The organism is Patescibacteria group bacterium (assembly GCA_041667185.1).
In the GTDB taxonomy this organism is placed as follows: domain Bacteria; phylum Patescibacteriota; class Patescibacteriia; order SG8-24; family SG8-24; genus JBAYFM01.
In genome coordinates, this window is record JBAYFM010000004.1 from 53,633 (window position 1) to 79,807 (window position 26,175).

The 26,175-nt window shown below is 59.8% G+C and carries 23 protein-coding genes and 4 tRNA genes; 10 read left to right on the plus strand and 17 right to left on the minus strand.

Translation table 11 applies throughout. The features are described 5' to 3' along the window. Positions 1 to 25 precede the first annotated feature (25 nt). From WCT10_02085 to WCT10_02100, 4 genes are all read right to left on the minus strand, one after another. Complete coding sequence (locus WCT10_02085; protein MFA6603614.1) at positions 26 to 481, minus strand: GatB/YqeY domain-containing protein; 456 nt, start codon at positions 479 to 481, stop codon at positions 26 to 28. 393 nt (positions 482 to 874) lie between these two features. After that, the gene (hisS, locus tag WCT10_02090) at positions 875 to 2,269 is read right to left on the minus strand and encodes a histidine--tRNA ligase (GenBank protein MFA6603615.1); all 1,395 of its coding nucleotides are present in this window, start codon (positions 2,267 to 2,269) and stop codon (positions 875 to 877) included. Positions 2,270 to 2,298: 29 nt separating this feature from the next. Next, on the minus strand, positions 2,299 to 2,955 hold the full coding sequence (lepB, locus tag WCT10_02095) for a signal peptidase I (GenBank protein ID MFA6603616.1): 657 nt from the start codon (positions 2,953 to 2,955) through the stop codon (positions 2,299 to 2,301). Positions 2,956 to 3,093: 138 nt separating this feature from the next. Further along, positions 3,094 to 3,170: transfer RNA gene (locus WCT10_02100), tRNA-Val, on the minus strand. A 256-nt stretch (positions 3,171 to 3,426) separates the two neighbouring features. Here WCT10_02100 and WCT10_02105 point away from each other — a divergent pair. The 6 genes from WCT10_02105 to WCT10_02130 all read left to right on the plus strand — a co-directional run bounded on the left by WCT10_02105 (position 3,427) and on the right by WCT10_02130 (position 11,944). Then, entirely contained in the window at positions 3,427 to 4,863 is a 1,437-nt protein-coding gene (locus WCT10_02105; protein MFA6603617.1) for an LCP family protein, read from the plus strand. A gap of 30 nt (positions 4,864 to 4,893) precedes the next feature. Next, entirely contained in the window at positions 4,894 to 6,258 is a 1,365-nt protein-coding gene (gene der / locus WCT10_02110; protein MFA6603618.1) for a ribosome biogenesis GTPase Der, read from the plus strand. A gap of 15 nt (positions 6,259 to 6,273) precedes the next feature. Further along, positions 6,274 to 6,846 (plus strand): aminoacyl-tRNA hydrolase, encoded by a 573-nt coding sequence (pth, locus tag WCT10_02115; GenBank protein MFA6603619.1) that lies wholly within the window; start codon positions 6,274 to 6,276, stop codon positions 6,844 to 6,846. Positions 6,847 to 6,932: 86 nt separating this feature from the next. Beyond that, complete coding sequence (dprA, locus tag WCT10_02120; GenBank protein MFA6603620.1) at positions 6,933 to 8,021, plus strand: DNA-processing protein DprA; 1,089 nt, start codon at positions 6,933 to 6,935, stop codon at positions 8,019 to 8,021. 78 nt (positions 8,022 to 8,099) lie between these two features. Next, positions 8,100 to 10,334 carry a type I DNA topoisomerase gene (gene topA / locus WCT10_02125; protein MFA6603621.1) on the plus strand — a complete coding sequence of 745 codons (2,235 nt, stop codon included), beginning with the start codon at positions 8,100 to 8,102 and terminating at the stop codon, positions 10,332 to 10,334. 59 nt (positions 10,335 to 10,393) lie between these two features. Beyond that, complete coding sequence (locus WCT10_02130) at positions 10,394 to 11,944, plus strand: RelA/SpoT family protein (protein ID MFA6603622.1); 1,551 nt, start codon at positions 10,394 to 10,396, stop codon at positions 11,942 to 11,944. A gap of 70 nt (positions 11,945 to 12,014) precedes the next feature. Here the strand turns inward: WCT10_02130 and WCT10_02135 are convergent, their stop codons facing one another. Together WCT10_02135 and WCT10_02140 are read right to left on the minus strand one after the other, a co-directional pair. Continuing rightward, entirely contained in the window at positions 12,015 to 12,896 is an 882-nt protein-coding gene (locus WCT10_02135; protein ID MFA6603623.1) for a ParB/RepB/Spo0J family partition protein, read from the minus strand. 7 nt (positions 12,897 to 12,903) lie between these two features. Next, on the minus strand, positions 12,904 to 13,674 hold the full coding sequence (locus WCT10_02140; protein ID MFA6603624.1) for an AAA family ATPase: 771 nt from the start codon (positions 13,672 to 13,674) through the stop codon (positions 12,904 to 12,906). A 96-nt stretch (positions 13,675 to 13,770) separates the two neighbouring features. Here WCT10_02140 and WCT10_02145 point away from each other — a divergent pair. Further along, positions 13,771 to 13,854 (plus strand) — tRNA-Leu (locus tag WCT10_02145). A gap of 440 nt (positions 13,855 to 14,294) precedes the next feature. Here the strand turns inward: WCT10_02145 and WCT10_02150 are convergent. After that, positions 14,295 to 14,780 (minus strand): hypothetical protein, encoded by a 486-nt coding sequence (locus WCT10_02150; protein ID MFA6603625.1) that lies wholly within the window; start codon positions 14,778 to 14,780, stop codon positions 14,295 to 14,297. 159 nt (positions 14,781 to 14,939) lie between these two features. Then, positions 14,940 to 15,446, minus strand: coding sequence for a hypothetical protein (locus WCT10_02155; GenBank protein MFA6603626.1), 507 nt, complete (start codon positions 15,444 to 15,446; stop codon positions 14,940 to 14,942). Between the two features lie 170 nt (positions 15,447 to 15,616). Here WCT10_02155 and WCT10_02160 point away from each other — a divergent pair, with 170 nt between their 5' ends. Further along, positions 15,617 to 15,838, plus strand: coding sequence for a hypothetical protein (locus WCT10_02160; GenBank protein MFA6603627.1), 222 nt, complete (start codon positions 15,617 to 15,619; stop codon positions 15,836 to 15,838). A 158-nt stretch (positions 15,839 to 15,996) separates the two neighbouring features. On the opposite strand, the gene WCT10_02165 is transcribed toward WCT10_02160, so the two are convergent. Continuing rightward, entirely contained in the window at positions 15,997 to 19,839 is a 3,843-nt protein-coding gene (locus tag WCT10_02165; GenBank protein MFA6603628.1) for a delta-60 repeat domain-containing protein, read from the minus strand. Between WCT10_02165 and WCT10_02170 the strand changes: the two genes are divergently transcribed. Continuing rightward, positions 19,838 to 19,960: a hypothetical protein gene (locus tag WCT10_02170; protein ID MFA6603629.1), complete on the plus strand. Its 123-nt coding sequence runs from the start codon at positions 19,838 to 19,840 to the stop codon at positions 19,958 to 19,960. The genes WCT10_02165 and WCT10_02170 overlap by 2 nt on opposite strands. Positions 19,961 to 20,686: 726 nt before the next feature. Here the strand turns inward: WCT10_02170 and WCT10_02175 are convergent. After that, a tRNA-Met gene (locus tag WCT10_02175) sits at positions 20,687 to 20,761 on the minus strand. 145 nt (positions 20,762 to 20,906) lie between these two features. On the opposite strand from WCT10_02175, the gene WCT10_02180 reads away from it, so the two are divergent. Beyond that, positions 20,907 to 21,152: a hypothetical protein gene (locus WCT10_02180; protein MFA6603630.1), complete on the plus strand. Its 246-nt coding sequence runs from the start codon at positions 20,907 to 20,909 to the stop codon at positions 21,150 to 21,152. Positions 21,153 to 21,351: 199 nt separating this feature from the next. Here the strand turns inward: WCT10_02180 and WCT10_02185 are convergent. From WCT10_02185 to WCT10_02215, 7 genes are all read right to left on the minus strand, one after another. Next, positions 21,352 to 21,426, minus strand: a tRNA-Met gene (locus WCT10_02185). 36 nt (positions 21,427 to 21,462) lie between these two features. After that, a complete protein-coding gene (locus tag WCT10_02190) occupies positions 21,463 to 22,689 on the minus strand; it encodes a glycosyltransferase family 1 protein (GenBank protein ID MFA6603631.1) in 1,227 nt (408 codons plus the stop codon). Between the two features lie 3 nt (positions 22,690 to 22,692). Then, a complete protein-coding gene (locus tag WCT10_02195; GenBank protein ID MFA6603632.1) occupies positions 22,693 to 23,199 on the minus strand; it encodes a small multi-drug export protein in 507 nt (168 codons plus the stop codon). 8 nt (positions 23,200 to 23,207) lie between these two features. Next, positions 23,208 to 24,158, minus strand: a complete 951-nt coding sequence (locus WCT10_02200; protein ID MFA6603633.1) for a serine hydrolase — start codon at positions 24,156 to 24,158, stop codon at positions 23,208 to 23,210. 15 nt (positions 24,159 to 24,173) lie between these two features. Continuing rightward, the gene (scpB, locus tag WCT10_02205) at positions 24,174 to 24,842 is read right to left on the minus strand and encodes an SMC-Scp complex subunit ScpB (GenBank protein MFA6603634.1); all 669 of its coding nucleotides are present in this window, start codon (positions 24,840 to 24,842) and stop codon (positions 24,174 to 24,176) included. 4 nt (positions 24,843 to 24,846) lie between these two features. Continuing rightward, a complete protein-coding gene (locus tag WCT10_02210; protein MFA6603635.1) occupies positions 24,847 to 25,569 on the minus strand; it encodes a ScpA family protein in 723 nt (240 codons plus the stop codon). Positions 25,570 to 25,572: 3 nt separating this feature from the next. Next, positions 25,573 to 26,157, minus strand: coding sequence for a YbaK/EbsC family protein (locus tag WCT10_02215; GenBank protein ID MFA6603636.1), 585 nt, complete (start codon positions 26,155 to 26,157; stop codon positions 25,573 to 25,575). Positions 26,158 to 26,175 lie beyond the last annotated feature (18 nt).

The following is a 26,175-nucleotide window of genomic DNA, read 5'->3' on the forward strand; positions in this document are numbered from 1 at the left end:
ATCGTTGATGATGTGGTTGTGCCGTTCAGGAACTCGACGCGGCGATGATCTCTTTGACCGCGGCGCTGACCTTCGTGCCATCAGCCTTGCCTTTGGCCTCCTTCATGACCTCGCTCATGACGCGGCCGAAGTCCTTGGCGGTCACCGTCCCGATAACGGCGATCTTCTGGCGGACCAATTCCTTCAAAGCCTCGTCGCCGAGCTGTTCCGGCAGGTAGGCTTGGAGAATAGCCATCTCCGCCTCCGCTTTCGCCGCCAGATCAGCGCGCTTGCCGGCGACATAGGACTCCAGGGCGTCGCGAAGCTTCTTCAGCTCCCGGCCGACGACCTCGATGACGTCCTCCTCGGCGAGCGGTTTCATTTTCTCGATCTCGACGTATTTCAAAGCCGCCCGAAGCAGACGCAAGGTCGACAATTTGTCGGCCTGGCGCGCTTTGGCGGCTTCGGAACAATCGGCGTCGATGCGTTCTCGAGTGGTCATTGCCTTAACGGACTGTCTTACTTAGTGTCGTCCCTGTTTGCGAGCCGGCCGGAAATCTTCTTCAGTCGCCTGTCCGGTCTTGATCAAGAAATCACGGCGCGCGCGTAAAAACTCGCGGCGCAGAGCTGCGTCACGGACGGCGGTTTTGCTCTTATCGCGAGAGTGGAACCTGATCTTCCGGGCCTGCAGCAGTCGGCCACTAGCCTGGACCTTCTTGCTGAAGCGACGGAGCAAGCTCTCAAAGCTCTCCCCTTTCTTGCGTTTCACTTCTGCCACAATGCTCACCTTCCTTTCTTCTTGAGGTTATTTTAAGGGTGTAATCCCTTAAAATCATATTACACTCGCCGGTTCTCACCGTCAAATGTCGTAAATTTGGCCAACCTGAGCCAGAAACTAGCGGATCACGATCTTCTTCTTCATCTCCGCGGCAGCCTTATTATAGTCCACGATCTCCTGCATGCCGGATTCCATGTCCCGGATCAGGATCGTACCGTCCAGAACCTCTTTCTGGCCGATGATCACCGTGTACTTGGCGCCGAGGCGGTTGGCAGTCTCAAGCTGGGTCTTCAAAGCGCTCTTCGAGAAGGTCGCGGCCACGCGGATGCCGGCGCTGCGCAGATCCTCGAACAAGGTGAAAGCCTTGCGGCGCGCGGTATCGCCCAGCTGAGCCAGGAAGATATCCGGTTTGAAGTCGTCGGTCGGCTCCACGTTCAAGGTCTTCATCTGCAGAATGGCGCGCTCCAGCCCGATACCGAAGCCACACGCCGGAGTCGGCCGGCCGCCGAGCTGTTCGACCAGACCGTCATAGCGCCCTCCCCCGCCGAGCGCGCTGGTTCCCTCGCTCGGGTTCTCTTCCGCCGGCATCACTTCGAAGACGGTGCGGGTGTAATAATCGAGGCCGCGGACCAGATGCGGGTCGAGCGTGTAAGGGACCGACAGTTCATCCAGATATTCGAGCACGCGCATCAGGTGGTTTTTGCACTCCTCGTCGAGGAAGTCGACGATGTGCGGGGCGCTCTCGCGAAGAGCGGCGCAACCGGCCTCCTTGCAGTCGAGCAGCCGCAGCGGGTTCTTCAGCAGCCGCCGCTTGCAATCCTCGCAGATCTGGGAGCGCTTGCTGCGGTAGTAGGCGGTCAGTTCGGTCAGGTAGCTCGGACGGCAAAGATGGCAGCCGAGGCTGTTGATGTGGATGACCGTCTTGACGCCGATGTCCTTGTAGAAAAGATGCGCGGCCAGGATGACCTCGGCGTCGAGCACCGGGTTGGCGTCGCCGAAAGCCTCGAAGCCGAACTGGTGGTGCTGGCGGAGACGGCCATGCTGCGGACGCTCGTAACGGAACATCGGGCCGACGTAATAAAGTTTGACCGGCTGCGGCAGTGTGAACATGCCGTGGTTGATGTAGGCGCGGGCGAGCGACGCGGTGCCTTCGGGGCGCAGCGAAACGTTCTCGCCGCCGCGGTCGACGAAGGAAAATAATTCCTTCTCGACGACATCGCTCTGCTTGCCGACGGACCGCATGAACAGAGAGGTCTCCTCCAGGATCGGCGTGTCGACGCGTTCATAGCCGTAGGCGCGCGCCAGCAGATCGATCTTGCGGTTGATGAAACGCCAATACCGCTGCTCCGAAGGCAGCGTGTCGCGCATGCCGCGCAAGGTCTGGGGCGTGGCGACGTTCCGGACAGCCGGCTTCGGAGCCGCCGCGGCCTGAACCGGAGCTTTCGGCGCCTTAGGCTTGGCCGGAATCTTCTTGGCGGCGACCGGACGCGGTTTATTCTTTAATGATGGCATAAGGTATCAGGTGAAAATCTTTTTATCGGTCAGGGCTGCCGGACCAGCGGCTCGCTTTCGAAAAGCCGCATCTTTTCCGGCGGCCAGCCGCGGAACCAGACGCGGCCGACGACGAACGGTCGCGACACCGGTCCGAACACGCGAGAATCCAGGCTAGCGGAACGATTATCGCCCATCAGGAAAAATTCGCCGGCTCCAAGCGTGACATCCTTCTCCCCCGGCGTGCGCAGCGCGCCGAGGTAGGCGCTTTCATCAAGCAGCCAACCGTCAGGATGCGCGGCGTCGTAAATGGTCACCTGACCGCCCGAGACTACGACCCGGTCGCCCGGCAGTCCGATGACGCGTTTGATGAAGAATTGCCGCGGATCATTGGGATAACGGAACACCACGATGTCGCCGCGCACCGGTTCATGAAGCCGATAACTCAGCTCGTCGATGATCAGATATTCATGATCGTAGAAATTCGGTTCCATCGACGCGCCCTTCACGTAGAACGGCTGGATCAGGAAATAGCGGACCGGAACGATGATGGCCAGCGAGATGATGACCACATGCAGAAGTTCGCCGAAAAATTCCAGGGTCCGCGACACCAGGCTTTTGACGATCGGCGCCGACTGATCGGCCGGAGTCGGCCCGGACGGCAGCTGCTCCTTGGCAGTCTGATTTTCCTTGTTGATCTCGTCCATAGTCGTATTGCGAACGCGCACTGATCATTCCAATATACTCTGACGGACGTCCTCCTGCGGCTGCGGGAGGACTTTTCGGACCACAGATTCGCCGAACCTTGCTGGGGCAATTTGCCCTTCCGAAGCTTTGGCGAAGGATGGTGGGCGCAGGTGGGATCGAACCACCGACCTCTGTCGTGTGAGGACAGCGCTCTAACCAGCTGAGCCATGCGCCCATGATTGCCCGCCAGAGAATATTGAAATACCAGATCTCTCGCTTGACGGCCCAATACTAAGATAACCGCCTCGCGGACTTATTTTAAGCAAAAGCAGTGTAACACGGGATTTATCATTTGCCAATGCCGGGAAGTAAGCTAAAACGGGGGTTGAAACCTTGCCAAAACGACCGATTTAGCAGAATATATGATAATGATACCCTGCCTGATCGTCAGGCTGTGACTTGAACCGCTGACGACCACCTGACCTAAAAACATGAGGACCCTAAAGATCAACTTCCTGGAGAATCACGGAACCAGTCATGACCGCGGCGGCGCCAACCGCCCGGTCAGGTCTTTGTTATCGCTCGCGATCTTCGCGGGCTTGTTCGCTTTTTCCTTCGGCATCGGCCGGCTCTCGCTGTCCGAATCGGCTTCGGCGGCGCTCGCGACCATCGGCAATCTGCCCATCATTTCGCAGATGCAGCTGATCGTCAGCTCTGACAGGAAGATGTCCGGCGAAGCCGCCGACCGGATCAACATCCTGCTGCTCGGCATGGGCGGCGAAGGCCACGACGGCCCGCTGCTCACGGACACCAATGTACTCCTGAGCCTCAAGCCGTCTACGGGACAGGTGGCTCTCATGTCCATACCGCGCGACCTGCTCGTGCCGCTGCCGAAGTACGGCTGGCGCAAGATCAATGCCGCCAACGCTTTCGGCGAACTCGAAGCCGCCGGCCGCGGCGCGGACTTATCGCGCACGGCGCTGGAAGGATTGTTCGGCATGGATATCCCCTACTACGTCCGGATCGACTTCAACGGCTTCAAGGAGATCGTCGACGATCTTGGCGGCATCGACGTCTACATCGACAAGTCGTTCGCGGATCACAATTATCCGACGGCCGACCATGGCGTGCAGACGATCTCTTTCACCGCCGGTTGGCAGAACCTGAGCGGCGAAGAGGCTTTGAAATACACCCGCTCGCGGCACGGCAACAATGGCGAAGGTTCGGACTTCGCCCGCGCCAAACGCCAGCAAAAAGTACTGGCCGCCATCAAAGAGAAAGCCATGACCTTCCAGGTGATCAAGAATCCGGCGATGGTCAGCAATCTTCTGGCCAGCCTGCAATCGAACATCGCCACCAATCTCCAGGTCGGAGAGATCCTGCGCTTGGCCAAATTCGGCCGCTCCGTCGATCCCGCGACGATCGTCCACAAAGTCATCGATGATCGTCCGGGTTCGCCGCTCGTCGCCAGCCAGTACGGCGGCGCCTACGTGCTCGTACCCAGGAACGACGATTGGACCGGCCTGCGCGAGCTGGCGGCCGACATCTTCTCTTCCGAGACCGACCTGAAGATCGAGAATCAGCCGGCCCGGACCGCGGCTGCGGCTGACGCGCCGAATGAGGCCAAACCGCGCATCGAGATCCTGAACGGTTCCGGCGAGACCGGACTTGCGCGCGACGTGGCCGGAAAACTGACGGCCCTGGGCTTCACCGTGGTCCGGATCGGCAATGCCGACACCTTCGCTTTCGAGAAGACGCTGGTTTACGACCTGACCGACGGAAAAATGAAAAGTTCGATCACTAATCTCAAAGAAGCGCTGAACAACACGCGGATCGACACCAAGCCCTCGCAGCGCCTGATCCCTGCCGATCGGACCGGCATCGATATTGTCGTCATCCTGGGCAAAACTGACCCTAAGGAAAGTTGATACGAGGCGTTGCGCCTTAACCCCAAGCTTATGGACACCAGACTGAAGATGACGCCCGTCGTAGCTATCGTCGGCCGCCCGAACGTCGGCAAATCGACGCTGTTCAACAAACTCCTCGAGCGGCGGAAAGCCCTGACCTCGCCCGAGGCCGGCACGACGCGCGACCTGAACTACGGCCATTTCCACTGGCGCACTTTGACGATGACCGCCATCGACACCGCCGGCCTCGACCTCACGGACAAAACGTCCACTGAGGAAGGCCTCAAGCGCCAGGCGCGCGCCGCCATGACCAAGGCCGACATCATCATTTTCGTCACCGACGTCACCGACGGCATGCTGCCCCAGGATAAGGCCCTGGCGAAAGAACTGCAGAAGACCAAAAAGACCGTGCTGCTCGCCGCGAACAAAGCCGACAATCCGAGAAAACGCAGCCTGGGCGAGTCGCCGGACTGGCTCAAGCTCGGTTACGGCGCGCCGACGCCGATCTCGGCCGCGAGCGGATCGGGCATCGGCGATCTGCTCGACCTCGTCGTTGACGACCTCAAGGCCCGCGGACTCGAATCGAAGCCGCTGCCGCCGATCGACGCGCGGGTGGCGATCATCGGCCGCCCTAACGTCGGCAAATCCACGCTCCTGAACACGCTCGCCGGCGAAGAGCGGGTGCTCGTGAGCGAAGTCCCGCACACCACGAAAGAACCGCAGGACACGCTGCTCATCTATGAGGACGAGGAACTCGGCCAGCAGAACATCCTGCTCGTCGACACGGTCGGCATCCGCAAGCGCGGCAATGTCGGTCCGGGCATGGAAAAAATCGGCGTCAGCCTGAGCATCGACGAACTGGAAGCCGCTGATGTCGCTCTGCTCGTGATCGACGCGACCCAAGGAGCCAGCCTGCAGGAAAAGAAACTGGCCGGCGTCATCGAGGAGAAGACTCCAGCCATGGTCGTCCTGGTCAACAAGTGGGATCTGGCCGAGAAGCGCAAACTCGGCGATGCCGACGACTACCGCAAATACCTGCAGCGCGAACTCCCCTTCATCGCCTGGGCCCCGATCCTCTTCACTTCGGCCCTGACCGGCAGCAAGACCAGCCGCATCCTGCACGCCGCTCTCCAAGCCTCGATCGAACGCAGCCGCGAGATCGACACGCCGGCGCTCGACGCTTTCGCCGCCCGGCTGAAAAAAGTGCACCACTCCACTTTCGCCCGCGGCGCCAGCCTCCCCAAGGTCTACGGCCTGACCCAGGTCAGCACCCGCCCGCCGACCTTCATGCTCGTGGTCAAAGACAAGGAGACCCTGCATCCGAACTTCGTGCGCTTCGTCGAGAAACTCCTGCGCCAGGAGTTCGGTTTCGCCGGCACGCCGATCCGGGTGCTGGCCCGCCAGATCAGCAAATAAGATCCGCATCCGACTATGGCCAAACTCATCGTCGGCCTGGGCAATCCCGGCGAAAAATACGACCGCACCCGGCATAACGCCGGCTTCCGCGCGGTCCGCGCTTTTCATACCCTGCACGCGCTCGACCTCGGCAACTGGTCGTCGAAATTCGGCGGCCTGGTCGCTGAAGGACGCGTGGGCGGCGAGAAAGTCGTCCTGCTCCTGCCGCAGACCTTCATGAACGAATCGGGGCGGGCGGTCCGGGAAGCGTTCGATTTCTGGCATCTCAAGACCGAGGATCTGATCATCGTTTACGACGACCTGGACCTGCCGCTCGGCGCGCTGCGCCTGCGCGAAGAAGGTTCGGCCGGCGGACACAAAGGCGTCGCTTCGATCATCGAGCATCTGAAAGACCCGCGGCTCGCCCGGGTGCGCATCGGCATCGGCACCGAACGCTCGCAGACCGTGCCGGCGGCGGATTACGTGCTGGAAAAATTCTCCGGAGCCGAGGAGCCGGCGATAGCCGAGGCGATATCGCGCGCCGCGGCGGCTCTCGACCGGATCATCGAACGTGGCATCGTTCCGGCCATGAACGAATTCAACGGCTGATGCGGAGACGCGGCCGGGATCGCCTAACGGAGGCGGTCCTTTTCGATTTGACAGCTTTTCAGACTCCGGCTATCGTGCCGCCCGCTATGGACCGAGCAGCCGCGGGATTCATCGCCGCCGCCATCAGGACCGGATCGCTGAAGCCGCCGGAGCTGTTGACGCTGCTTGTCGGGCTCGACAGCCCCGAAGCACTCTGGTCGGCGGCGCCGGAGCGGATGATTGGACTCGGGATCGCCCCGGCGGCTGCGCTGGCCTTCGCGCGATCGCGGCCAGCGGCTGATCCAAAAAAGGAAGCGGATGAACTCGCCCGACACGATGTCGCAGCGGTCGCTTTCAATGAATCCGAATATCCGTCGCAGCTCCGACAGATCTTCGACCCGCCAGCTATTCTTTTTTACCGCGGCCGGCTGGCGGCTCTCCGCGGTCACCTGCCTGTGGCTGTGGTCGGCACCCGGGGCATGACCGAATACGGAGCCCGAGCGGCGCGGCTGTTCACTCGCCAACTCGCGACCGCCGGCTGCACCATCGTGAGCGGCCTGGCGCTCGGCGTCGACGCGGCCGCACACGAAGCCTGCCTGGAGGCCAACGGCATTACCGTGGCCGTGCTGGCTTCCGGAACGGATCGTCCCAGCGTCGGTCCGCGGACCAATGCCGGACTGGCCGAAAGGATCGTCAAAGCCGACGGCGTCGTGGTCTCCGAATATCCGCCCGGCACGATCTCCTGGAAAGATAATTTCCTCAAACGCAACCGAATCATCGCCGGACTCAGCCGCGGCGTCGTAGTCATTGAGGCGGCGGAGCGGTCCGGAGCGCTCGTCACCGCCCGCCTGGCGCTGGAACAAGGACGCGACGTCTTCGCCGTTCCCGGACCGATCTTCAGCCCTAAGTCCTTAGGCTGCAACCGCCTGATCCAAACCGGCGCCTCGCCATTGATTACGATCGAGGATATTTTCCAAGTCTACGACTTAAAGATAAGTACTCCTGCGGTCGCCAAGCAAACCATCATCGACCCGGCACAAAAGGCGATCTTCACATCCCTGGCGGCGGGGTCGGCCACCACCGACGAACTGGCCGTCAAAACCGGCCTGACGCCACCGGAAGTCCTGGCCGCTGTCTCCGCCCTGGAGCTAGCCGGACTGGTCGCGACGCATTATAATAAGGTAGTTCGCAATTGACAGGTCGGCACCAGGACGGCTACCCTGTCAAAATACTGCGCCGCTTCGCGGCCGCGGCTGAATCATCATGACTCTTTTATGGGAACCAAACTCGTCATCGTCGAGTCGCCGACCAAAGCCAAGACCATCGCCAAATTCCTGGGCAAAGGCTTTAAAGTCCTGTCCTCTTTCGGCCACATCCGCGACCTGCCGAAAAAAGAGATCGGCGTCGACACCGAGAACGGCTTCAAGCCGCGCTACGTCATCCCGACCAAATCGCGGAAGACCGTCAACGAACTGAAGAAAGCCGCGAGCACGGCCGACGAGGTCTTCTTCGCTTCCGACGAAGACCGCGAAGGAGAAGCGATCGCCTGGCATCTTCAGGAAACGCTCAAAGTCGATCCGAAAAAGACGCGGCGCATCAGCTTCCACGAGATCACCGAAGAAGCCCTGACCAAGGCTATGGCCGAGCCGCGGGAGATCGACATGAAGATGGTCGACGCCCAGCAGGCCCGCCGCATCCTCGACCGCCTCGTCGGTTATGAGCTCTCCCCTTTCCTCTGGAAGAAGGTCGCCCGCGGCCTCTCGGCCGGACGCGTCCAATCCGTGGTCGTGCGTCTGCTCGTCGAACGGGAGCGCGAGATCCTGGCTTTCAAGCCGCAGGAATACTGGTCGATCGAAGCCTTGCTCGGGAAGAAAGACGCCGCGGCCGAAGACGGTTTCACGGCCAAATTGCTGCGCCGCGACGGGGAAACGATCGACAAGATGGCCCTGACCGACGCCGCGGGCGCGCAGCAGATCGTCGACGCCGTGACCGGCGCCGCCTGGAAGATCGCTTCGGTCGAGCGCAAGACAACCTTCCGCAGCCCGCCGCCGCCTTACACCACCTCGACCTTGCAGCAGGACGCCAACACCAAGCTCGGCTTCTCGGCCAAACAAACGATGATGCTCGCCCAGCAGCTCTACGAAGGCGTGGAACTCGGCGCCGAGGGTCCGACCGGTCTCATCACCTACATGCGCACCGACTCGGTCAACCTGGCCGATAAATTCATCGAGGAGGCCCGGTCGTTCATCGGCCGGACGCTCGGAGCCGACCTGGTGCCGGAAACGCCCCGGAAATACAAAGCCAAGTCCAAACTCGCCCAGGAAGCGCACGAAGCCATCCGCCCGACCGACGCCGGACGCCGGCCGGAGGACCTGGACGGCAAGCTTGACGACCGCCAACTGAAACTCTACGAACTGATCTGGCGGCGCGCCGTAGCCTCGCAGATGACCGACGCCGAACTCGCCATAGTGGCGGTGGACATCGACGTCGCCGGTCCGGCGGTCTACACTTTCCGCTCGAACGGCACGACGGTCACGAAGAAAAGCTTCATGATGCTCTACGACTCCGAGGTCAAAGAAGCGCGGCTGCCCGAACTAACCGAAGGTGAAACGCTCGTACCGCGCGAGATCACGCCGAAGCAGCATTTCACCGAACCGCCGCCTTTCTACTCCGAGGCCGCCCTGGTCAAGACTCTCGAAGAGAACGGCATCGGCCGCCCTTCGACATACGCTCCGACCATCTCGACGGTCATCGACCGCGGCTACGTCCAAAAAGACGGCAAGCGCCTACGCCCGACCGAACTGGCACTGCTCGTGAATGACCTGCTCGTGAAACATTTCCCGGACATCGTCGACTACAAATTCACGGCGAAAATGGAAGACAACCTCGACGAGATCGCCGAGGGCGGCAAGGACTGGGCGCCGATCATCGCCGACTTCTACGGTCCGTTCAAAGCCAACCTGAAGGTCAAAGAGACCGAGATCTCCAAGAAAGATGTCGCTGAACAGACGACCGACGAGAAATGCGAGAAATGCGGTAAACCGATGATCATCAAGTACGGCCGCTTCGGCCGCTTCCTGGCCTGCACCGGCTTCCCGGCCTGCCGCAACTCTAAACCGCTTCCCGGCACTGAACCGGGCTCGACCGAGAAACGGACCATCGACGAGAAATGCCCGAATTGCGGGCTGGAGATGGTCTTCCGCCGCGGCCGCTTCGGCGAATTCATCAGCTGTTCCAACTATCCGACCTGCAAGACGACCAAGACCATCCTGAAGAAGATCGGGGTGACCTGCCCGGGCTGCGGCCAGGGCGACATGGTCGAAAAGAAGACCCGGACCGGCAAGACCTTCTACGCCTGCTCGCGCTATCCAGAGTGCAAACACGCCATGTGGTCGCGGCCGACCGGCGAGGCGTGTCCGAAATGCAAGGCCCTGCTGGTCTTCGCCAAAGCCGATGTCATCCGCTGCTCGAACAAGGAATGCGATTTTGAAAAGAAAGCCGAAAAATAGCCTGCTGACGCCCGGACGCGACGCTCGCGCCCGCGACGCCGCCGGCCCGAGGCGGCCCTATGCGCATCAGTCCCGACAACCTGATCAACCGGATCAAAGCCTATAATCCGCAAGCCGACGTTGACATGGTCCGGCTGGCTTTCGAATACGCCGAAGCCGCCCACGCCGGCCAGAAACGCCTCTCGAACGAACCCTACATCCTCCATTCGCTCCGCACGGCCGAGATCCTGGGCGACATGAAGCTGCCCGTGCCGATCGTGATCGCCGGTCTCCTGCATGACGTGCCGGAAGACACCGAAGTCACGCTCGCGGATATCCAGAAGAACTTCGGCGACGACGTCGCGTCGATGGTCGCCGGCATCACCAAGCTCGGCAAGATCAAGTACCGCGGCATCGACCGCTACGTGGAGAACCTGCGCAAGATGTTCGTGGCCATGGCTTCGGACGTGCGGGTCATCCTGATCAAATTCGCGGACCGCATCCACAACCTGGAGACCCTCGCCGCCCTGCCGCCGGCCAAGCGCCTGCGGATCGCGCTCGAGTCGCTCGAGATCTACTCCCCCATCGCCGGCCGGCTCGGCATGTACCAGATCAAGAGCCGCATCGAGGACCTGGCTTTCAAGCACGCTATGCCCAAGGAATACGAGTGGGTCCGCGATCTCACCCAGCGCGCGATCAAGATCAGGAAGAACTACATCGAGAAGATCCGCCTGCTCATGGCCGACGAACTGAAAAAAGCCAACGTGCCGGTCCTGAGCATCGAGGGCCGGGTCAAGCACCCCTATAGCCTCTACCTCAAGCTGCTCAAATACGACCGCGACATCGCCCGGATCCACGATCTCATCGCGCTCCGGATCATCCTGCCGGTCGTCGGCGACTGCTACGCCGCGCTCGGCATCATCCACCAGCTCTGGAAACCGCTCAAAGGACGGATCAAGGATTACATCGCCGTCCCGAAACCGAACGGCTACAAGTCGCTGCACACCACCGTCTTCTGCGAGGACGGCGAAATCGTCGAATTCCAGATCCGCACCCAGCAGATGCACGACGAAGCGGAACGCGGCATCTACGCCCACTGGCAGTATGACGAGGACGGCAAGCGGGCTTCGGCCGCCGTGCGCCGCCAGCTCGCCTGGGTCCAGGAACTGGCCGGTCTGCAGACGGACGTGGACGGCGAGGACGCCCCGCTCGAGTCCCTCGAATCGCTGAAGATCGACGTCTTCCAGAACCGCATCTTCGTCTTCACGCCCAGCGGCGACGTCATCGATCTGCCGGAAGGCGCCACGCCGGTCGATTTCGCCTACGCTATCCACTCGCAGATCGGCGACACCTGCGTCGGCGCGCGCATCAACGACCAGATCATCAGCCTCGACACCCGACTGTCCTCCGGCGACGTCTGCGAGATCATCACCGACAAGAACCGCAAGAGCCCGAATCCGGACTGGCTCAGTTTCGTGAAGACCGGCTGCGCCCGGAACCATATCCGCAGCATGGCCAAAACCAAACTGGCCCGCTGGCTCAAAGAGACCAGCCATGAAAACGAGGCCGAGGAAGCCCACGACCAGTCCAAAAAAACGCCGCCGAAGTCCGCCTCGTCCAAGAACCGCTGAAACTTTTACGCCGCCGATTTAAAAAATATCCCGCCTGGTTCAGGCGGGATATTTCGTATGTGATCGATCTTCAGCGGCGGCCCTGCAACTTTTCCACCAAAGCCTGATATTCCTCTTCGGAGTAGAAAGACATCATGATCGAACCCTTGGCGCCGCGCTTCTTGATCTCGACCTTGGCCCCCAGGACGTTCCGGATCTGTTCCTCGGCCGCGGCGATCGCGGGATCCTGGCGCTGGCCGCCGCCGGAACTCTTGCGGACCCCGGCCTCAGCCTCGCGCGTCGTCGTCTTCTTGCCCATGATCTTGCGGAAATACGCCAGACGGGCCTTGTCGTCCTTGAGTCCGAGAATGGCGCGGGCATTGCCGGCCGACAGCTCCCCGGTGCCGATGGCTTGCTGGATCTCCGGCGGCAATTCGAGCAGGCGCAGAGTGTTCGCGACCGTGGACCTGGCCTTGCCGACCTTCTGGGCGATCCCTTCCTGGGTAAGCCCGAATTCCTCGGCCAGCTTGGAATAAGCGACCGCCTCTTCGATCGCACTCAGATCCTGGCGCTGGACGTTCTCGATCAGGGCCAATAACAGTTTTTCCCGGGCCGCGGCCGAACGGACGATGACCGGCACGAAAGGCAGATTGAGGAGTTTGGCCGCGCGCAAACGCCGCTCGCCGGCGATGAGTTCGTAACCGCCGCCGCTCAGGGGCGAAACCACGAGCGGCTGGATGATACCGTGCTCGCGGATCGAATTGGTCAGTTCCTCAAGTTCGCGGTGCCGGAAGACCGACCGCGGCTGCTGCGGGTTGGCGACGATCTGCGAGACCGGCACATGCAGGATCTGATTCTCGCCGCGCGGTCCGGACGATGAAGATATGACGGCTGTTTCCGCCGCTGGCCGCTCGATCTTGGGCGGAATCAATGACCCCAAGCCGCGTCCGAGTCCGGATGATTTCTTGCTCATACTCTGATCAGATCGAAGACTCTAATTCCAGGACCTCCTGGGCGAGACTTTCATAGGCCTTGGCCCCTTTGGACCAGGGATCGTAATGCGCGATGGGCTGGCCATAGCTCGGCGCCTCGGCCAGGCGGACGTTGCGCGGGATGACGGAACGGAAAATCTTGTTGGGAAAAAATTTCTGCAATTCGCCCAGGACATCATTAGCCAGTTTGTTGCGCGGATCGAACATCGTGAGGACCGCGCCCATGACCTCGAGATCCGGACGCAGACTGTTCCGGACGAGATCGATGGTGCCCAAGAGCTGGCTCAGACCTTCCAGAGCGTAATATTCCGCCTGCACCGGGATCAGCACCCGATCAGCGGCGGTGAGTCCGTTCACCGTCAGCAAACCCAGGGACGGCGGACAATCGATGATGACGTAATCGTAATCGTTACGCACGGCCAAAAGCGCGTCAGCCAGACGGAATTCGCGGCGCTCGAGGTCGACGAGTTCGACAGCTGCTCCAGCCAGATTCGCCGTTGACGGCGCCATTTTAAGACCCTCGGTTTTGGTTGGCACGACCACATCCTTGAACACCGCCGTGCCGATCAAGGCCTCGTAGATCCCGCGCTCCAGCGACCGATGTTCGACGCCCAAACCAGAGGTCGCGTTCGATTGCGGGTCCAGATCCACGAGAAGGACGAACTTGCCGCGAAGCGCCAAATAAGCCGCCAGATTGACCGCGGTCGTCGTCTTGCCGACACCACCTTTTTGATTGACCACTGATATGATGTAGGCCATAGCGCTATTACTTTACCCGCCAAAAACCATTTTGACAATATGGTCCGATATATTATAATGGCACAGCCTTAAGCTTGTCGTTTTAGCTTAAAATAGGCCGCGGTGGCGGAATGGCAGACGCACGCGACTCAAAATCGCGCGGGGCAACTCATGAGGGTTCGACTCCCTCCCGCGGCACCATCTAAAAATCGTCTGGGCTTTTACCCAGGCGATTTTTAGCATCCGTGTCTACGAGCGGGAGGGAGTCGAAGGGTACGGCGAGGCTTGCCTAGTATGGCAAGCCGAGACGACCCGGGCGGCGAAGGAGGCGGCGCACATGAGGACTTTTCCAGCGCCGCCGGGTGAGCCGGACTCCCTCCCGCGGCACCATCCCCCGTCGCTCGAGACAAGCTCGAGCTATGGGGGATCGTTTTATAAGAGCACCGAACCAACCCCCTCGAAGCTCGCCGGAAGCGAGCGGAGTGGGGTCCCGCGGCACCATCCCCCGTCGCTCGAGACAAGCTCGAGCTATGAGGGATCGTTTTATCCGAGTACCAAGCCAGCCCCTCGAAGCTCCATGCAGCGGAAACGAATCAAGACCGTCTCTCGTGAACAAAAAAAGAGCCCCTCAGACGAAAGGCTCAAGAACCGACGATGGCCGCGAGCAGCGACCTGATCACATCCGTGACGCCGAGATAGATCGACACCCAAACTGCGGTCGTGAACAGTGTGGCCAGGAACGAATACATCCAGGCCCGTCTTTCGGCCAAGCCCAGGAATCTGCTGACGACGGCGGCGAATAAAGGCCCGAAGACCAGCGACGAGACAGTCACCAGCGCGAACGCGCCGCGTTGCCGCACGCGCATCCAGAAACCGCCGGAAAACTTCCTCTCATCGACGGTCAGAAAACGTTCCAGACACGGAAGCACGACATGCGGTTTGCTCTTCGGCGGCGCGAGAACGATGAAAAACAAGCCGACGAGCGCCATGTAAGCTCCGAAATAGGCCGGATAGGCCCACAGTCGGAGACTGTGAACAGTGGCGATGATGAAGCCGGAAACGGCGAAATTCGCAATGATCGCGGCCACAGCCAAAACACCATAAATGATCTTGAGGGCTGATCTCATTATCGTCCCCTGTCTGTAAAGAGCGCTTCTTGCCGGTCATCCTACCCCCTTCCGACAAAACCGCAAGTCAGCGACTGCCCAGAACGGCTGATCCGCTATTCGACAAAAAAAGATCCGGCATCCGGATCTCAAACCGCACAGGCCCGCAGCGGACCGCGGCTAAAGGATGAGCTTCACGAGAACGACGAGCAGCCCCGTCTGAAAAGCGATCCCGGAATACAGCGGGATATCCCGCTCCAGCCGGCGCAGGCGCTTGATCAAAAAATGATGGTTCCGCATGTGAAACTGCTCGAATTTTTCCAGACGCCAGGCCAGACCGCGGTTCTTGCGCGGCTTGAAGATCTTCGAAAGGCCCACCAACAAATCGGGCAACAGTCCGCCGACGACGCCGAGCGAGACATTGACCGGCGAGAAAAAATCCTGCTGCAAGAAGAAAACAGCGATCAAAACGACCGTCACGACCGCGTCGATGGCCACATACAGCACTGGTTTGAACCGCTGGCCGTTGTTGAATCCGTGGTAAAGCTTCTCGTCGCCATGCGGCACCATGTCCAAAAAGAAATGCGAAACCAGGCCCAAAATGAAGGCCGAGCTGGGATGCCCGACCGCATTTCCGGCTAAAGCTCCGACGGCAGCATGAACGGCTAAAAACATATCTGCGGCCATAATAACAAAACCTGATATTTAAGGCAAATTACTGCTTATTAAGCTCAAAAAATTACTCCCTGGCTCGACAAAAACTGCCTGGTTTTTCAGGTATAGGGGGCTTGATTTCCTCAGTTAATTATGCTAAGGTTGCCACGAAAAGGAGGATAACCTCAATTTTTAGCCAGAATATGCGAAAAAAGAAGCACAACGCCGACGAGATCCGTTACTGCCAATCGCGTCTGCATCGCCAACTCTACGAGTTCGGCGATGGCGAAACTTCTTTCCTGGTCACTGTTGACTGGGAGAATAATCAGCCCCTGCGCATGGTGGTCTGCAAAGACTGCTACCAGACCAACTTAGGCACGTTGATCAAAGAGATCACTATCGAGAAACAGCGAGTTTTCGCCTAACGAATGAAGACTCCCCCAGGCTCCGGCCTGGGGGTTTTTCGATCGAGCCGCATCGCCAACAAACGACGAGGCAGAGACAACAAAAAAACCGCCGAGTTGAACTCAGCGGTTTTTGTTATCGATAGCCCGACCGGATCTGTTCAACGATCCGACGGCGTTCAGTGCGACCGACCTCGATGATCTGCAGTGAACCGGTGCGCGGTATAATTTTTGAGGTACACGGAATCATCATCGGCATGTACGGTCACTTGGATGAACTTAGTCGCTAACTGGCCAAGACTCACCCGACCGGTAGAAACGCCGGCGTACGCCCCGGTCTCCGGATCCTGAACGATCGCCAAGTAATCCATCGTCGGTCGTATGCCCAGAACGGACACCCCGGACGAATCGGTCGTCGCGGAGGTGAACGGCGCACAATTGTCATAGACCACGCCATAATTGTGCGGATTCGTTCCGATCGCGACCACACAGGCGTCATTCTTGGCGAAGAGCTTCACTGTCGCGCCGACAACAGCTTCTTTTGCGTCACCCGAATATGACCTATCTTTGAGTGTCTGACGTTGGACAGTCACCTGCACGGCGCTCGGGCAACCCTGCCAGGCAACCCTGCCGGGTGTCACCGGGCACGCATCAAACTCATCCTCGGCGCCATCGCCATCATCATCGCTGCCAGCCTCGACGACCGTATTGTGGAGACCAGTGAGCGTGACGACGCTGTTCGCGGCGTCCACCGCGATAGTCTTGCCTGGCGCATATTCCACGCTCGTACCCGGAGCCGGAATGAGCACGCGCAGAGACGGGAGACAGCCGGTGCCGGTGGAAAACTCGGCTTCAGGAGAATCATCGACACAGGCGTAATTGCCGGAACCGCGCGGAATCTGAACGGTCTTGGTCTGACCCGGCGGAAGTTGGGCCTCGATCTGGATCTTCGGTTTGTTCACGTTGCCGCTCCGGACATCCAGTTCGATGGACGCATTCGGCGAGAGCGGCGTTGTTCCGGCCGGGAACATCACGCCGTAGGAGGCACCATTGTTCCCGGTTATCGTGCAAGCGAACGAACCGTCCGGATTCATCACGCAGCTGACCAGCGCCCCGCCGGAAACGGCCACTGGAGGCACGACCGTGGAGAGCGTCCAATCATAGACCGCGGGCGTCGAATCGGTATTACCGGCGAGATCCGTCGCGCGAACAGCGAAACTGTGCGCGCCGTCCGCCAGACCGACATAAGAAACACCGCTGACGCAGGCCGCATACGCCCCGCCATCAAGACTGCACTCGAAAGCGCTCGGTGTCTCGCTGGAAACGAACTGAAACACGACAGTGGAGGCCGACGAGGGCGGAGTCGCGGTGATCGTCGTCTCCGGAGCCATGGTATCGCGGATGACCGCGACCGAGTCCGAACCGATGCCGCCGCCATTGGCAGCCGATCGAGTAATGACATTCTCACCCTCGATCAACAGCTGTTCGGTCAACTCCGATGTCTGAACGACGCCATTCACGGTCCAGGCGACCGAGATCGTTGTCTGGTTCGTAAGCAAGCCGTCAGCCGGCTCTGTGATCACGACAGTCGGCGGCAGCGTCCGGCACAGGTTCATATCATAGGCAACCGTAACATAATCCTGCTCGCCGCCGATGCGACCGAAGCCGGCAACCACGATATTTCCATCATTCCGGATAACGACCGCATACGCCCGATCATCGCCAGCGGCGACATCCGTCATTACTTTACCATCATCGCTGAACGAGAGATCAAGCGTACCGTTGGCGTTATAGATCGCGAGGGCGACATCGTTGCTGGCACCGTTGTAAACATAACCAGCGACCACAATCTTGCCGTCAAGCCGCACCGCGACCGCTCGCGCTTGTTCGTTACCAGTTCCCGTCCCCATGGTCGTGACGGTCCAGCCATTATTCCCAAAAGAGAGGTCAAGCGAACCGTCGGCGTTGTAGCGCGCGAGGCCAAAACCGCTGTAATTTCCCAGATAAGCGCCGCCAACGGCGATGATCTTACCATCAGGCTGAACCGCCACGGCGTAGGCGTCATCGCTTCCGAAATAACCCGTGCCGAGATTCGTCATGACGATACCGGCTTTCCCGTCCAGATCAGCGCCGCTGCCGAACGAGGCGTCGAGCGAGCCGTCGGCGTTGTAGCGCGCGAGGGCGAAATAATCAGCCATGTATCCTTGCGTGAAGCCCGCAGCAACGATCTTCCCATCAGGCTGGATCGTCACGGCATACGCGCCGTCGCTGTAATTCGTCCAGGCGGTGGTGCCGACATCAGTTATCACTTTGCCGTCGCCATCGAACGAGGCATCGAGCGAGCCGTCGGCGTTGTAGCGCGCGAGAGCGAAATCCTGGCCAAGATTATTTGCCACGGCACCCGCAACCACGATCTTGCCATCGGCTTGAATCGCAACAGCATACCCGCGATCAACATTCGCGACCATATCCGTGGTCACTTTACCGTCGCCGTCGAACGTAGTATCGAGCGAGCCGTCGGCGTTATAGCGGACCACGGCAAAATCATGACCAATATCGGAATAAGCAGTGCCTGCGGCCACGATCTTCCCATCGGCTTGGATCGCAACGCTATTCGCCTGCGCCTGCCGACTGCTCCCCACTGGCGTGACCACCTGGCCACCGACGCCGAACGTGGTATCGAGCGAGCCGTCGGCATTCTGCCGGGCGACGGCGAAATGCCGCACGCCGGCAAACTCCACGCTCCCTGCAAGGACCGTCTTGCCATCAGGCTGCAAAGCGATCGCGTTCGCCTGGGCCACGCCATGTCCGACCGACGTGGTCACTTTGCCATCGCCGTCGAACGAGGCGTCGAGCGAGCCGTCGGCGTTGTAGCGCGCGAGAGCGAAATTCTCGGCCGCATTGGTGGTAGTGATCATGGCATAGCCAACCAGGATGATCTTGTCGGCGCCCCAGGATACGATCGCGCGACCCTGCTCCCCTGCCGTGCCGATACCCGTGGTCAATATGCCATCGCCATCGAACGAGGCATCGAGCGAGCCGTCGGCGTTGTAGCGCGCGAGGGCAAAATCATAGGTCGTGGTGCTGTTCACGTAGGCCGAACCGCCCGCGATGATCTTGCCGTCGGTCTGGATCATGATCGAGTAAGCCTGCGCCGACAGACTGATCGCTGTGGTCAGCTTGCCATCGCCATCGAACGCAGTATCAAGCGAGCCGTCGGCGTTGTAGCGCGCGAGGGCGAACATGTATGAGCCATTGGCCCCGAAATACGCGGAACCGCCCGCGATTATCTTGCCGTCGGCTTGTACGGCCACGGAGTTGACCGCATCATAATTGGTCCCGAAATCCAGGGTCGCTTTGCCATCGCCATCGAACGCAGTATCAAGCGAGCCGTCGGCGTTGTAGCGGACCAGGGCGAAATCGGAATTACCGCTCAGCGTGGAGTTGCCAGCGACGACGATCGCACCGTCAGGTTGGATGGCCAAAGAATTGGCCCGATCAGTGCCGCCGAGATCCGTGATCGCCTTGCCGCCGACGCCGAACGTGGTGTCGAGCGAGCCGTCGGCGTTGTAGCGGACCAGGGCGAAATCCTCAGTGCTGCCGATCATGGCGCGGCCGGCGACCACGATCTTCCCGTCGACCTGTACAGCCATGGCTGCAGCATAATCCTGGCCACCTCTAATATCTGTCATCACCTTGCCGCCGACGCCGAACGTGGTGTCGAGCGAGCCGTCGGCGTTGTAGCGGACCAGGGCGAAATCATTGGTTCCGGAAGCGGACGGATATGCATATCCAGCCGCCACGATCTTCCCATCAGCCTGCACGGCCGCGGCAACCGCATAGTCATAGGCGATCCCGATCGGCGTCGTCACCTGCCCGTTCCTGCCGAACGAGGTGTCGAGCGAACCATCAACATTGTAGCGCGCGATGGCGAAATCGGTATAAACGCCGGTATTGGCATTGCCCACGGCGATGATCTTCCCGTCGGCTTGCACAGCCGCGGCGTACGCGAAGTTCTGCATGTTTCCGATCGGCATCGCCGTGACCTCGCCGACGCACTGCGCCAAAGCCAAACCAGGCTGCAAAAGGAATAAAGAAAAGATCGCCGCTGTTAAGCCAGCGAACCGTCCGACCGAATGCTGACCTGAAGATATGCCGCGTAACGCCATAGTTAGGCTAATTAAAATAATAAATTCATATTATTAAAACACATTTTGCCGAAAAAAGCAACCCTCTGAGGGTCCAAGGCCGTCGTGGCGGCCCGACCTCAGAAAATTGACGCGGCCGGCGTTATTCCAACCTATCACCTGGGCCAGACATAAGCACTCAGATCACTAATGTGGACTTTAATCTTAGCTAAAAAACCCTATTAGCACCACAACAGACAGTGAGGATGGAAATCCAGCTTGCCTGCTGGTTTGCCGACTTGTGTCGGCAATAGCGGCTCCTTCGCCGCCCGGGACCTTCAAATGTGCCATACTAAGCATGTTTTCAGGTTCCCTTCGATCCCCACAATTCATCTTACAAAAAGGACCCGACAAAGTCGGGTCCTTTTGGTAGCGAGGGTGGGGATCGAACCCACGACCCAAGGCTTAGGCGGGGCCGCCGTTAGGCGGCAATTATGACAACCGCCTCCGCTCGCCCAAGACTTGGGCAATAACAGAAGGACGGTCCTATCAAGATAAGACCGTCCATACTGGTAGCGAGGGTGGGGATCCGGCTCACCCGCCTAGTTGCCGACTCGCGTCGGCAACAGCGGCTCCTTCGCCGCCCGGGACTTTTCAGGGTGCCATACTAGGCACTCTGAAAAGTTCCCTTCGATCCCCACAATTCATCTTACAAAAAGGACCCGACAAAGTCGGGTCCTTTTGGTAGCGAGGGTGGGGATCGAACCCACGACCCAAGGCTTATGAGTCCTTTGCTCTACCACTGAGCTACCTCGCCGTGTCCAGCTATAATAGCCTTATTTTTACTCCGCAGGCAAGAGATTAACACGATATTCCTGAGCTGGCAAGGATTGACAAGAGACCTAAAATGTGCTATATTTCTCTGTTCGAGTCAAACAAAAACGAAACGAAAGGAGCTGATCATGAAGATCAAGGGACACTCGCACAAGGCGACCCATAAGCACCTTCGCAGCAAGTCCAAGAAAACCTCAGCGCCCGGCATCACGATCTACTGCCAAACCTGCGACACCAAATGGCAACAGATCCCTCGCAAAGAGCTCGCCGTCGACCGAAACAACAATGCTCTCTATTTCGAGTGCTGGAAATGCGACAACAAAGTTCGCATCGTCCACGTGGCGAAAGACTGCTATGAACAGCTGGCAGCCTGAACCCGAAACCATCCACCGAGACCCGCCTCCTCAGGCGGGTTTCTCATTTACCACAAATTCTGGGTCCCCGGTCGCGGCCGGGGACAACAAAAGCACCCGTCAAAATGACGGGTGCTCTTATAGGCTTCTTCGAATCCTACCCAGCCATTTTCACGTCTTCCCAAGAAAAAGCCCCCATCCTTGGATGAGGGACTTTTCTTGGTTGCGGGGGTAGGATTCGAACCTACGGTCTCGAGGTTATGGGCCTCGCGAGATGCCACTTCTCCACCCCGCTGTGCGTTCCTTAATATAGTCCCGTCTGGGGCGGCAGTCAAGCCCCGTTTACCGCTTTGGCATAGGCCTGAACCGTCTCCCGCGCCGTCCGGCTCCAGTTGAATTCTTTCGACCGCTGGCGGCCGGCCGCGGACAAACCACGCGCCAACGCCGGATCATCGTACAATTTCTTCATCGCCAGGGTGATCTCGCCGACGTTCTCAGGATCGACCAAAAGCGCCGCCTCGCCGCAGATCTCCGGCAGCGACGCCCGCCGACTGGCGATGACTGGCACGCCCAGACTCATCGCTTCAATGACCGGCAAACCGAAACCTTCGTACAAAGACGGAAAAACGAACATCGCGGCGTTAGCGACGACCTGAACCTTGTCCTCCGGCGACAGGTAACCGACATAACGGATCCGTTCGCGCGGCTCGTCATGGGCTTTCACGGCCGCTTGGGCCAAGTCGGAATTGGCCTTTTCCAGAGCCTGGATGATCTGATCGGCGTGCCAGCCTTTGCGGCCGGCCACGATGAGATCGAGACCGCGATATTCATGGTAGTCAGAACCGGCCAGAGCTACGAACGCTTCGAAAGAACGCTCCAGATTCTTGCGGGGCTCCAGCGTTCCGAGCTGCAGGCAATAACGGCGCCCCATGAGCCGCAAGCGTTTCAGGACTGCCGCTGCACCGGCGGCCGCAAAAGTCTCCGGCTGCGGCTCGGCGCCTTCATAGATCACGTCGATCTTGTCGTCCGGCGCGCTGAAGATCCGCATCAGATCGGCTTTGGTCTGGCCGGAAACCGCCAATACGCGGCGCGCTGCGCTGACCGAATGCGGCACAACGATGCGCTCGGAGAACGACAGGGCCGCACCGGCGTATTTCATCGGGAACCATTCCGGATGGTCGTAAACAGCGAGGTCGTGGACGGTCACAACCGCCGGTCGGCGATAAAACATCGGCAGGGCGTTGGCCGGGGCGTGGAGCAGGTCGAGTTTCGCTTTCTCGAACATCGACGAGATGACCATGTGGCCGTAGACGAACGGCAGGCAGCGTTTCAGGGCTTGGAAGGGAAAATTACGGACCGAGACCGTGGCCTTGGCGGAATCCAGAAGTTCCTCTTTGACGCGCTGATCAATCATCTTGTCGAGGAACAGGACGTACTCGTTGGCCGTGTCCTCGCGCACCAGATGTTTGACCAGATAATAAGTATAGTGGCCGATACCGGCCGACTCCCCTCCCTTGCGCCAATCCAGCATGGTCCGACAGTCGATGCCGATACGCATAGATCAAAAGCTCTTCGTGGCCCAGGAAAAACCGACCACGGCCCCGGAGGTGATTGCAGCGACGATCAGGGCGGCAATGACGATGCCCAGGAAAATCGGCCAAAAAGCTTTCCGGAGCGGGATACCGAAGATGAAACCGGCGAGCGATCCGGTCCAGGCGCCGGTCATCGGCAGCGGAATGGCCACGAACAGGCACAGGGCGACCAGTCCGTACTTAAGATACTGCCCGTTAAATTTCAACCGGGTGCGGTGCAGGACGCGGTCGGTGAGCCGCTGCCAGAAACCTTTGCGCCGCTCGACCAGGCGTAGCCACCAATTCCCGAGTCCGTAGATCAAGAAAATGGCCGCGGTGTTGCCGATGATCGACCAGATCGTGGCTTCGACGACCGGCATCTTCAGGACCGCGACGCCGAACGGGATCGAACCGCGCACCTCAAGAATCGGCGAGGCTCCGAAGAGCATGACGAGGAGCGGGTCAGTGACGGCGCGCGGCAGGCCAGCGAGGAACATAGGTAGTATCAGCGGACAGCCTGGTCTGACCAGGTGAACGCGTCAAAGACCCAATAAATGAGTTTCTTCACTGAACTGAAGCGCTCGTCCTTGGTGTCGGCGCCGAGTACGACGGCGATCACGCGATGTCCGCTGCCGTCGGCCGCGGCGGCGCCGAAGCAATAACCAGCCTCCTGGAGATAGCCGGTTTTCCCACCCAAAAGCGAGAACGGCGGCTTGCTGATGAAACTGTCGAGCAACAGATCCGTGCTACGCGCGCGGCGGCGGACGCCCTCGCGAGGCTCGTAGACATATTCCTTCTTGACGACCGTCTCCGCGATGATCGGAACGGCCACGGACGCTTTGACGAGCCGGGCGACATCGCGGGCGCTGGCGCGATTATCCGGATCCAGACCAGTCGGCTCGACGAACCGACCCGACGCCAGACCGAGCTCTTGCGCTTTAAGATTCATTTGCGCCACGAATTCCGGCTCCGTGAGCCCGGTGCTCCGGGCCAGGGCCGCAGCGGCTTCGTTCGACGAAGCGATCAGGCTGAGATTGAACAAGTCGCGCACGGTCGCGGTTTCGCCGGAAAAAAGATATTCGCCGCGCGCGGCGCGGATGTCCGCGGCGCCGATCTCCAACCGTTCGTCCCAGTCGAGATCCTGGTCAAGAGCGGTCAGCACGGTCACAAGCTTGGTAAGCGAGGCGATGGGGCGCGCCGCGTCCGGATCTTTTTCGAAAAGCCAGGCGTCGCTGTCCCAGTCAAGGACGGCGGCGCTGGCAGCGTTGATCTCCACGCCCAGCCGGCGCGGATCTTTCTTGAGCGGCGCGGAGACCGGCAACGCCAGCGGCTGCTCGATCACGACCTTTGCGACGGCGGCGGCCGGCAAAAAGGCGCGATAAGCGCTAAAGGCGTCCGCAGCCTGAGCCGGAGCGGCGGCCAGATATAAAGCCAATGCCACGATGAGCGAAAACATGGGAGCGAATCAAGATCAGGTGTTAGCGACCAATGTTTCTGAGGCGGAAGATTCTTCTGGCGGCAGGTCGGAAACCGGAACCGCAACCGGCTCCTGATCCGCGACAGCGTCGGCTACGGCGGGTTCAACCGCGGCGGCGGCAGTCTGAGTCTGTTCGATCTGCAGGATCTTCACGACATTCTCATGCGACCGCAATTTCTCATAATCCGGAAGTTCCTCGACGGAAGCGACGCCCAGAAAACGCAGGAAATCCAGTGTGACCCGATACCTAGCCTGAGGCTGACCAGCCTCGCCCTCGACCTCGATGAGCCCGCGCATCAGCAGGTTGCGCAGGATGAGGCTGCAATTGACCCCGCGGATCTGTTCCAGCTCCGCCTTGGAGACGGGACCGCGATAAGCCACGATGGTCAAAGCCTCGAGCGAGGGTTTGGTGAGTTCACCAGTGGTCTCGTCCTTGATGAAATCCTGAATGACTTTGGAATTGTCCGGCGCGGTGCTGAGCTGGACTTCGCCGCCGTGGCGCATCAGACGAATGCCGCGGCTCGACTCGTTGTAATGCGCCGCGAGCTCGTCGAGCGCTTTGTCGACCTCGGTCCGCTCGGCTTCCAAAAGTTCCGCGAGCTTCTTGACGCTCATCGGTTTCGCGGCGATGAAGAGAATGCTTTCGATCCTGGAGGTCAGCATAGGTTTAGGCGGGTAAGGAAACGGTTTCAGTTTCGGTCTTCTCGATGGTTATGTCGTCAAAGAGCCGGTCCTGATTCACGACCACGGCCCGCTCGCGGATGAGTTCGAGGAGCGCGAGGAAACTCACCACCACTTCGATCCGCGACTCGGCCGAAGCGACCAGGGCGCGGAAACTGGACTTGGCGGTCCGCGCCAGGAACGATTGGATCTGGCGGATCTTCTCGTGAATGGAAACGGTCTTCTCGATGATCGCTTGCGGCACCCGGACGACGATATCGAGCCGACGCAGCACGCCGCCCATGATTTCGGCCATCTGGGCCGCGGTCAGTTTTTTCGGCGGCGCGAAACCGATCTCGATCTGCGGCAGCCGGTCGTGCACGAACAGGAAGCGCCGCTTGCCGATGAGCGCCGAGATCGCTTTCGAAGCGTCGAGATATTCCTTATAGATGCGCAATTGCGACTCCAGGTCGCCGATCTCCTCCTGAGCGTCGGCGGCCAGGAACGGCAGCAGGATGCGCGATTTGAGATACAGCAGCTTGGCCGCCACGACCAAAAAATCCGCCATCTCTTCCGGCGGAATCTGCGGGTTGGCGCTCAGACGCTGCAAATAAGCATCCGTGACCCGCGCCAATGAGACCTCGGAAATGTCGAGTTTGGCGGCCTCAATAAGCTCCAGCAACAGACTGAGCGGACCCTCGAACCTCTCCAGTTTCACGGCGAACTCCATAAGTTAGCGGCGCTTCTTGGACTTCGAAAGTTTCTTCTTGTTCGACGGGCGCTTGGCCGGCTTCTTGGCCTTGGCCGGAGCCTTCTTCTGCAGCTTGACGCCGCTCTTCTTGCCGATCGCGCCGACGACCGGATTCTCCAGGGCCATCAGGTCCTTGACCTTGAGGCGCAGCGACTCGGTGAAACTCTCCGCGCCGACGATCGCCTCTTTGGTTTTGACCAGTCCCTTGTCGAGGACGACGCCAAGGCCGCGCAGGCTGCCGAACGGAGTCAAAGCGCCGGGGCGCAGTCCCAGCTTGGCCATGATCTTCTCCGGAACGAGCGCGATCTTCTTCGCTTTCAGGACCTTCTTCAGATTAGCGAGGTCGACGTAATAAGAAGCCGGCACGACGGCGACGAAATAATTCTTGCCTTTCTTGTGCAGCTCCGGCAAATCGACTTCGACCAGCAGCGTCTTGGCGATGGAGTCGAGCTTCTCGCCGAGCGTCTGCGCCAGGTCATAGGCCGTGTAGACCTTCTTGTGCTTCACGATCTCGAATTTCACTTTCCGTTTGCCCAAATGGAGCAGGATCTTTTTGGAGGCGGTCATAACATTAGTGGTTCAAGG

Coding starts and splice junctions, on each gene's coding strand:
- dprA (MFA6603620.1), top strand. CDS start 6,933: ATGGACCGAGCAGCCGCGGGATTCATCGCCGCCGCCATCAGGACCGGA.
- WCT10_02190 (MFA6603631.1), bottom strand. CDS start 22,689: ATGCGTATCGGCATCGACTGTCGGACCATGCTGGATTGGCGCAAGGGA.
- WCT10_02160 (MFA6603627.1), top strand. CDS start 15,617: ATGCGAAAAAAGAAGCACAACGCCGACGAGATCCGTTACTGCCAATCG.
- lepB (MFA6603616.1), bottom strand. CDS start 2,955: ATGGACGAGATCAACAAGGAAAATCAGACTGCCAAGGAGCAGCTGCCG.
- WCT10_02105 (MFA6603617.1), top strand. CDS start 3,427: ATGAGGACCCTAAAGATCAACTTCCTGGAGAATCACGGAACCAGTCAT.
- der (MFA6603618.1), top strand. CDS start 4,894: ATGGACACCAGACTGAAGATGACGCCCGTCGTAGCTATCGTCGGCCGC.
- WCT10_02200 (MFA6603633.1), bottom strand. CDS start 24,158: ATGTTTTCGCTCATCGTGGCATTGGCTTTATATCTGGCCGCCGCTCCG.
- WCT10_02165 (MFA6603628.1), bottom strand. CDS start 19,839: ATGCAGAACTTCGCGTACGCCGCGGCTGTGCAAGCCGACGGGAAGATC.
- WCT10_02150 (MFA6603625.1), bottom strand. CDS start 14,780: ATGAGATCAGCCCTCAAGATCATTTATGGTGTTTTGGCTGTGGCCGCG.
- hisS (MFA6603615.1), bottom strand. CDS start 2,269: ATGCCATCATTAAAGAATAAACCGCGTCCGGTCGCCGCCAAGAAGATT.
- WCT10_02140 (MFA6603624.1), bottom strand. CDS start 13,674: ATGGCCTACATCATATCAGTGGTCAATCAAAAAGGTGGTGTCGGCAAG.
- WCT10_02170 (MFA6603629.1), top strand. CDS start 19,838: ATGTTTCCGATCGGCATCGCCGTGACCTCGCCGACGCACTGCGCCAAA.
- WCT10_02155 (MFA6603626.1), bottom strand. CDS start 15,446: ATGGCCGCAGATATGTTTTTAGCCGTTCATGCTGCCGTCGGAGCTTTA.
- pth (MFA6603619.1), top strand. CDS start 6,274: ATGGCCAAACTCATCGTCGGCCTGGGCAATCCCGGCGAAAAATACGAC.
- WCT10_02195 (MFA6603632.1), bottom strand. CDS start 23,199: ATGTTCCTCGCTGGCCTGCCGCGCGCCGTCACTGACCCGCTCCTCGTC.
- topA (MFA6603621.1), top strand. CDS start 8,100: ATGGGAACCAAACTCGTCATCGTCGAGTCGCCGACCAAAGCCAAGACC.
- WCT10_02180 (MFA6603630.1), top strand. CDS start 20,907: ATGAAGATCAAGGGACACTCGCACAAGGCGACCCATAAGCACCTTCGC.
- scpB (MFA6603634.1), bottom strand. CDS start 24,842: ATGCTGACCTCCAGGATCGAAAGCATTCTCTTCATCGCCGCGAAACCG.
- WCT10_02130 (MFA6603622.1), top strand. CDS start 10,394: ATGCGCATCAGTCCCGACAACCTGATCAACCGGATCAAAGCCTATAAT.
- WCT10_02135 (MFA6603623.1), bottom strand. CDS start 12,896: ATGAGCAAGAAATCATCCGGACTCGGACGCGGCTTGGGGTCATTGATT.
- WCT10_02215 (MFA6603636.1), bottom strand. CDS start 26,157: ATGACCGCCTCCAAAAAGATCCTGCTCCATTTGGGCAAACGGAAAGTG.
- WCT10_02210 (MFA6603635.1), bottom strand. CDS start 25,569: ATGGAGTTCGCCGTGAAACTGGAGAGGTTCGAGGGTCCGCTCAGTCTG.
- WCT10_02085 (MFA6603614.1), bottom strand. CDS start 481: ATGACCACTCGAGAACGCATCGACGCCGATTGTTCCGAAGCCGCCAAA.